This is a genomic window from Chloroflexota bacterium (assembly GCA_013152435.1).
Lineage (GTDB): Bacteria > Chloroflexota > Anaerolineae > DUEN01 > DUEN01 > DUEN01.
In genome coordinates, this window is the sequence record JAADGJ010000030.1 from 1 (window position 1) to 7,755 (window position 7,755).

The 7,755-nt window shown below is 67.9% G+C and carries 4 protein-coding genes; all 4 read left to right on the forward strand.

Features of this window, described 5'->3' with window-relative positions:
• Nucleotides 1-2,564: hypothetical protein (locus GXP39_03925; protein NOZ27188.1), on the forward strand; the 2,564-nt coding region annotated here is incomplete at its 5' end.
• Nucleotides 2,565-2,580: 16 nt separating this feature from the next.
• A complete protein-coding gene (locus GXP39_03930; protein ID NOZ27189.1) occupies nt 2,581-4,893 on the forward strand; it encodes a hypothetical protein in 2,313 nt (770 codons plus the stop codon).
• A 128-nt stretch (nt 4,894-5,021) separates the two neighbouring features.
• The gene (locus GXP39_03935; protein ID NOZ27190.1) at nt 5,022-6,527 is read left to right on the forward strand and encodes an O-antigen ligase family protein; all 1,506 of its coding nucleotides are present in this window, start codon (nt 5,022-5,024) and stop codon (nt 6,525-6,527) included.
• A 5-nt stretch (nt 6,528-6,532) separates the two neighbouring features.
• Nucleotides 6,533-7,755 (forward strand): glycosyltransferase family 39 protein (locus tag GXP39_03940; protein NOZ27191.1); only part of this gene is annotated, 1,223 nt, incomplete at its 3' end.

Below are 7,755 nucleotides of genomic sequence, written 5' to 3' on the forward strand. Positions count from 1 at the left end.
GCGCGCCGCTGCTGTTCCTCCTGGGGCGGCGGATCGGCGGGCGGGCTGCGGGCGTGCTCGCCCTGGGCGCCGGGGCGCTGGCCCCTTTCTTCCTGGCCGAGGCCCAGGAGACCCGCATGTATACCATGACCTTCACCTGGCTGGCGGGCGCGGCCTACTGCCTGCTGCGGGCCGTCGATGCGGACCGGGAGGAGGGGCGTTCCGGTAGGTGGTGGACCGGATACGCCGTCCTGTCAGCGGCCAGCGTGCTGACCCACTATTCGGCCGTGTTCGTGCTGTTCGCCTGGCAGGTCTGGATCGTGCTGCGGATCGTGGCCATGCCGCGTCGCCTGGGCGCCCGCGTGTTGATACGGGCCTTCCTGTCCGGCCTGGGGATGATTCTCCTCTTCCTGCCGCAGGTGCCCAACGCCCTGCGGCAGATCCCGACCTATCGCAACCCGAATCTGACCGTGCCCGGCCTGGGCGAGTACCTGTTGGCCTGCTGGCGGGAATACATCCTCGGCCCGGCGATGTCCCTGTCGGCCGGGCTGCCCTGGCTGTGGGGGCTGGCCGTGGGCGGGCTGCTGGGGCTGGCCGCTATGATCTGGCTGGCGTATCGACGTCGGGAGATCGGTTTCGTGTGGGAGCTGGCCTTCCTGCTCACCTGGATCGTGGGCGGACTGGCGTTCTACTACGTGGTGCTCCTGGATCGGGCGACTTTTCACCCGCGCTACATCAGCTTCATCACGCCCGCTTTCTACACGCTGGTGGGGATCGCGCTGGCCGGGTGGTGGCGGCTCTGGCGTCCGGCGGGCCTGATCGTCGCGCTGGCGCTGGCGGTCGTGGTCGTGCCGGCCGTCCGCGCCGACCAGTTCGACGAGCGGTATTTCCGTGAGGACACGGCGGGGCTCGCCGCCTGGCTTATGGAGGAGGCGACCCCCGACGACCTGATCCTCATCGACGTGCCGTATCCTCTGGGCTTCTATTACCCGCGCTACGCCCGTCTGGGAGAGCCGCCGGCGGAGCCCTCGGATCTGGCCCCGGCGCGCTACTTCTTCGTCGACATCCACACGGCAGCGCAGCAGCTCACCGAACTCTGTCGGGGGCGGGAGCGTTTGTTCTGGGTGCAATGGTTCAAATCCGACACGGACCCCCGGGGCGTGGTCTCGTTCCTGATGCGGAAGTTCGGGCAGTGGGAGGGCGAGCGGGCCTTCCGCGGCTATCGGGTCGATATCTATCGGCTGCCCCCCTCGGGCGAGTTCGAGCTGGCGCCGTCCCTGGAGCCGACTCGCGTGCGCTTCGGCCCAATCGAGCTGACGGCGATGGCCTTTGGCGGGCGAGGAGGCGGGCCCACGAGCACGGTGGAGGAGACCCATCGCCGGGTGGTGCCCGCGGACAAGATCGCCTGGGCCGTGCTCTCCTGGCGGCGTGTGGAGCCCGTGGATCGCCCGTACAAGGCGTCCGTGTATCTGGAGGATCGGTTTGGCCAGCGGGTGGGGCAGGACGATCGCCCGCTGCTGAACGATCGGCATCTGGCGCTGCCGTACTGGGATGACGGCGAGGAGGCGATGAACGTCTATGCGGTGCCGCTGGCGGTGGGAAGTCCGCCCGGCGTCTACACGTTGAAGGTGGCGGTCTATGATCCCGAGACCGGCCGCCGGCTCGATCGGCTGGACGAGGCCGGCGCTCCGCAGGGCACCGATGCAACGTTGGGCACGGTGGACGTGGTGCGCCCCCGGACGCCGCCCGCCGTCGATCGCCTGGGCAGTGCGCCTGTCCAGCCCGTGCGTTGGGGGGAGGTGACCCTGCTGGGCGCGGACCTGCCGGCCGGGGAGGTGTCGCCGGGCATGATCGTCCCGTTGCACCTGTACTGGCGGGCGGAGGTGGACGCGCCGCAGGCGGCGACCGTGCGGCTGGCCTTGCGCGGGTCTGACGGAATTGAGTGGAGCGTCCATCGCTCGGCCCCGGTGGACGGCGACTACCCCTTCTCCCGCTGGGCGGCGGGCGAGGTCGTGCGGGATACCCAGCGCTGGCGACTGGATCCGGAGGTGCCCGCCGGAGAGTATGACGTGTATCTGGCCCTGGAGGGGCCGGACGGCCGCATCCTGGGCGAGACGGCGTTGGGGACGTTGCGGGTGGCGGGGCGGCCTCGCCGCTTTGAGGTGCCTGCCATGCAGCATACGGTGGGGGCCCGCCTGGGCGATGTGGCGGAGCTGCTGGGGTATGATGTGGTCGAACCGGTTGCGCCCGGCGGGACGCTGGAGATCACGCTGTATTGGCGGGCCATCGGCCCGTCTGACGTGCCCCTGACGGCTTTCGTGCACCTGCTGGATGGAGACAGCCGGGTCCGGGGCCAGGTGGATCATGTCCCGGGCGATGGCGCCTATCCCACCACCGGGTGGCTCCCCGGCGAGGTGCTGGCGGACGCGTATCGTGTGCCCGTGGACGCCGATCTCCCGCCCGGGCGTTACCGGGTCGAGGTGGGGATGTACGACCCGGCTACGGGCGCTCGCCTGCCGGTGACCGACGCGGCTGGCAATCCCATCGGCGATCGGGTGCTGCTGGAGCCGGTGACGGTGGAGTGACGGTGGAGGGCCGGAGATGAGGCTTGTGTGGGGCGGCCGGCGATGCGGCATGGGGATGGCCCTGTTCATCCTGCTGTTCACCCTGTATTTCCTGAGCAGCTCGGGTGGCTTCCACATCGTCGACGAGGTGTCGCTCTTCGCCCTGACCGAGAGCGTGGCCAAGCGGGGTGCCTTCGATACCAATGTCATCGCCTGGACGCAGTGGGTGAACTCGCCCGGGGAGGTGTTGGGGGCGTTCGGCCCGACGGGGGATGTGTATTCGAAGAAGGGGCCAGCGCCCTCGTTGCTGGCTGTGCCGCTGTACCTGCTGGCGTGGGCCGTGCCTGGCCTGGGGCTCATCCAGGCGACGCTGTTGTACAATGCCCTCGTCACGGCGATCACCGCGCTCGTGCTGATGCGATGGACTCGTCGGCTGGGATACGACCAGCGGGTTGCGTTGGCGGTGGCGTTGAGCTTCGGACTGGGGACCCTGGCGTGGCCGTACGCCACGCACTATTTCGGCGAGCCGACGTCAGCCCTCGCCCTCGTCGCGGCGGGCTATGCGTTGACGATGTGGCGGGAGGAGAGGAAGACGAGGCTGGCCCTGGTCGCTGGCCTGGCGCTGGCCCTCGCCGTGGCGACGGTGATGGCGCATGCGCTTTTGTTGCTGCCCTACATCCTCTACGCGTTGTGGAATGGGGGCGGGCGTTGGCAGCGCCCGGATCGGCGCTCGGCGATCGCGTTCACAGGACCGCTGGTGGCCGTGGCGTTGGCGCTGGCTGCCTACAATTGGGCGCGTTTCGGCGACCCCTTCCAGACGGGATATCACTTCGGGGCGGGGGAGGGCTGGACCACGCCGCTGTGGCAGGGGCTGTGGGGGCTGTTATTCAGCCCGTATCGGGGGCTCATCTGGTACGTGCCGCTGAGTGTGGGCGCCGTGGTGGCCTGGTGGGCGTTCCGCCGCGAGCATCCCGCCGAGGCGAGGCTGGTGGAGGGGGTTGTCCTGGTCCTGGTCGTGCTGTACAGCCTGTGGTGGATGTGGTGGGGTGGGTTTGCTTGGGGACCGCGCTTCCTGGTCCCGCTGTGCCCGTTCCTGGCGCTGGTGCTGGCGCCCTGGTGGCGGCGCCTGTTCGAGGGGAAGCTGTCTCCGTATGCCCGCTGGACGTTTCTGGGATTGATCGGGTTGTCCGTCGGGGTGCAGGTGTTGGCCGTGATCGCCAACTACGCTCAATACGAGATCGAGCTGCGCGACATCTATCCCACCGACTGGTCGGATCCACTGCGATACGGGCCGCCGGCCCTCTACAACCCGTTGCACTCGCCGATCCTGGGGCAGGTACGGTTGTTGGCGCGGGATCTGCGCGGTTCCGCCGATCTGTTCTGGCTGCGCCCCGACGCAATCGTCTGGGGCGTCCCCCTGGGGGGGCTCCTGGTGTTGATATTGGCCGGCCTGTTGCTGCGGCGCCTGATTCGGAAGGAGGTAGCGGGATGGGAGGCGCCGGCGTTGGCGATCATGTTTTTGCTCTGGGGGGGATACGCGCTGGCGGAGGCATCGAGGGACCCGCGCTTCGGGCGGCCGGGCGAGGGGTACCGGGCGGCTTTGGAGGTCATCGAGGCGCAGGCGGGCCCGGAGGACGCCATCGTCACCGTGGCGCCCTATCACTATCACGTGCCTATGGATCACTATCGGGGCCGGCTGCCGATCTACGGATATGCTCAGGAGGAGCCGCTGCATTCGGAGACGATGCAGGTGCTGTCGCGTCTGCTGGAGGAAGCTCCCCGGGTATGGCTGATCACCGGCGGGCTGCCGCCGGCCGATCCCAGCAACGGCGTCGAGTGGTGGCTATCCGAGCGAGCGTATAAGGCCAGCGATCAGTGGTTTGGTGATTTCCGGCTGGTGTGCTATCTGGCCCCGGCGCCGGGAATGACGTCCGCACCGATCTCGGGAGTGGTATTTGGGGATCGGATCGAGCTGGCGGACGCGGCGCTGGGGCCGGTGGAACTATCGCCCGGTGGAGGGATCCGGATTGCCTTGGGATGGGTGGCGATGCAGCCGCTGGAGGACGATTATGTGGTGTTCGCCCAGTTGTTGGATGGGGAGGGGCGGCTGCGCGCTCAGCGGGACTCCCCGCCCGTGGGTGGATATCGTCCGACGTCCTCCTGGATTCCCGGCGAGCCTGTGGAGGATCACCTGGGGGTGTTGCTGCCGGCGGACCTGCCGCCGGGCGCATACACGCTGATCCTGGGGATATACGATGCGGCCACGGGGGAGCGTCTGCCCGTTTCCACCGGCGGCGACTTCGTCACAATGGGGCGGGTGACGGTGGTCTCCGGTGCCGCCTCCCCGTAGTCGGGAGCGGACGGGGCCCGCGCCGGGTTGACCAAACCCGTGATGTGAGGCATATTGGTGTTGCCGCTAAGTTGATGCGAATAGGCGTAGCAGCGCTGCGCTCCTACTATGGGGGTTAAGGGCAAGGTATGGTCAACGCGTATCTGGCGCGCTTGCAGGCGCTGGTGTTCGGTCCCGATCGGAGGAAGGCCCGTCTGGCGGTGTGGGGGATATGCCTCTTGGCCGCTTTGGTGGTGGCCGCTTACGTGGCCGCGTTGGGACCCCTATACGCTCTGGCGGGCGTCATCGCCCTGATCGGGGGAACGCTCATGATCACCTCGATCCAGTGGGGCCTGTACGCCCTCATCGGCATCGTCTGTCTGTTGCCCTTCGCCACGTTTCCCTTCAAGATCGGCTTCACGCCCACCTTCCTGGACGCCGCGCTGGTCGTGCTGTTCTTCGTGTGGCTGGCCCGGTTGGCCACCGGCCGGGAGCAGCGATTTGATGCCTCGCCTATTGGGCTGCTGGTGCTGTTGTTCGTGGGATTGGCCCTGGCGACCTTCGCCCGGGGGTTGACTCATGCCCGGCTGACCCCCACCGCGCTCCGCCATTTCATCGAGATCATCCTGGGGATCTCCCTCTTCTTCCTGGTCGTCAACAACGTGCGTCGCCTCTCGCAGGTGGAGAGCCTCATGCGGGTGCTGTTACTGGCGGGCTTTGGGGCGGCCGTCATCGGCATCGCCTTCTATACGATCCCGGAGGCATGGACCGTGCGGATCCTCAACGCGCTGGGGCGCTTCGGTTATCCCGGGGGCTACGGCGCGTTGCGGTACATCGAGGACAATCCGACGAATCCCATGCGCGCCATCGGCACCTCCGTGGATCCCAACGTGTTGGGCGGACTGATGATCCTGGTGACGGCGGTGACGGCGCCTCAGATCGCTGCTCGCTTCCCCTTGCTGCCGCGACGATGGATCGCCGTGATGCTGGCGGCGGAGGGGCTGTGCCTGTATCTAACCTACTCGCGCGGCTCGTTGATAGGACTGGCGGCCGCGCTGCTGCTGTTGGGGCTTGTGCGTTATCGCCGGTTGCTGCTGGTGATGATCATCGGCGGCGGGCTTCTCCTGCTGCTGCCCCAGGCGCAGACGTACGTCGCCCATCTCCTGGCGGGACTGCGCGGTCAGGACCGGGCGACGCAGATGCGTTTCGGGGAGTATAAGGACGCGCTGCGCCTCATCTCCGAGTATCCCTGGTTCGGCGTGGGGTTCGTGGGGACGCCGCGCATCGATCTGTATATCGGCGTCTCCAACCTGTATTTGCTGATCGCGGAGGAGATGGGGCTTGTCGGGCTGTCAGCCTTCCTCCTCGCGATGGCTTCGTTCTTCTGGCAGTTGGTGAAGGCATGGCGGCGCGGGCTGCCGGAGCGCGTGGAGAGCATCGTCCTGGGGTTGGGAGGGGCGGTGTTCGGCGGCCTCGTGGGGGGGATCTTTGACCATTACCTCTTCAATCTCACCTATCCCCATATGACCAGCCTCTTCTGGTTTTACATGGGGCTGGCCATGGCCGTGCTGCGCGTGGTTGAAAGACGTGAGGGGGAGGGTAGGGAGCTTGAAAGCTCTCGCCCCGCCTCCGTCTCCGTGTCACGGGTGTCGTGATCTCCATGGCGGATTCTCCTCGCTCGCGACGATCCCCTCTGGCCCATGCCGGCGTGCTGGGCATCCTCTGGCTCGCTGCAGCTCTGCGCTGGGTGCAGCCCGCTCTCATCGAGTTCAAATACGACGAGGCGCACATCGCGAATATGGCCCTGGGGGTCGCTCGCGGCGGCTACTTCCCCTTGCTGAGCGGAGGTACCTCGCTGGGCATTCAGCGCTCCGCGTTGGACGTGTACCTGTTGGCGCTGCCCATGGCGATCACCGGCGGGCACATCGAAGCTGCGGTCTGGGGGATGGGCGCGCTGGGGGTATTGGCCACGGCGCTGACATACGTCCTGGGACGGCGCGTCGCTGGCCATCGGGTGGGCCTGCTGGCAGCGCTGTTCATGGCGGCCAATCCCTGGCTGGTCGCGTACGATCGCAAGCTGTGGGCGCATATCCAGGTGCTGTTCAGCGTGGCGCTGTTGCTGGCTGCCTGGGATGTGATGGTGCGACGACGGGGGGCTGCTGCGTTCTGGGCGCCGGTGGTGGCGACCCTCCAGCTCCTCAGCCACGTCCTGGCCCTGGTGCAGTGGGCGGGATGGCTGGGCGGCATCGCGGTTGCGCCGCGGCGGTGGTGGCGGCGGGAGACAGCCCTGGGTCTGATGGCGAGTGGGGCGTTGCTGGCGCCTTATGTCTGGGGGCTGCTCCATTCGCCGCAGGGAGGGGATTTCTCCAGCCTGAGCGCACGTCTGATGGGGATCGTCATCCGGCGTGCGCCCGGCGCCGATGCCTCCCTGGCCTCCCTGTGGCGGCCGGCGATTCATTTATTCACCGGCGATGGGCTGTCCAGCCTGGTCGCGCTGCCCGCGGGGCATAGCCTCTGGTGGCGGATGGCCGCGGCGTTGGCCTGGTTTGTACTCGCCGTGATAGGCGTCGGCATCATCCGTGCGGCGAGATGGACGCGCGGCGGCGCCATCGGCGGCCGGCTGTTGCTGGCCTGGACGGCGTGGCCGCTGCTCATCCTCAGCCTGCAACCTATGCGGGTTTATCCGCAATATTGGACGGTGCTGCTGCCGCTGCCCGCCCTGTACTTGGCGTTGGGGATAGATAGCATCGCCTGGGGGATCGCCCGGATAGGGATGCGGCGGATCTCGTGGGGGATCGCGGGCGGGGTGGCCGGCGCCCTGGCGTTGATCTGGGTAGGCTGTTATGCGGATATGCTGGGGGCGGTGCAGGCGGGGGCCGGGGG

Coding starts and splice junctions, on each gene's coding strand:
- GXP39_03930 (NOZ27189.1), top strand. CDS start 2,581: ATGAGGCTTGTGTGGGGCGGCCGGCGATGCGGCATGGGGATGGCCCTG.
- GXP39_03935 (NOZ27190.1), top strand. CDS start 5,022: ATGGTCAACGCGTATCTGGCGCGCTTGCAGGCGCTGGTGTTCGGTCCC.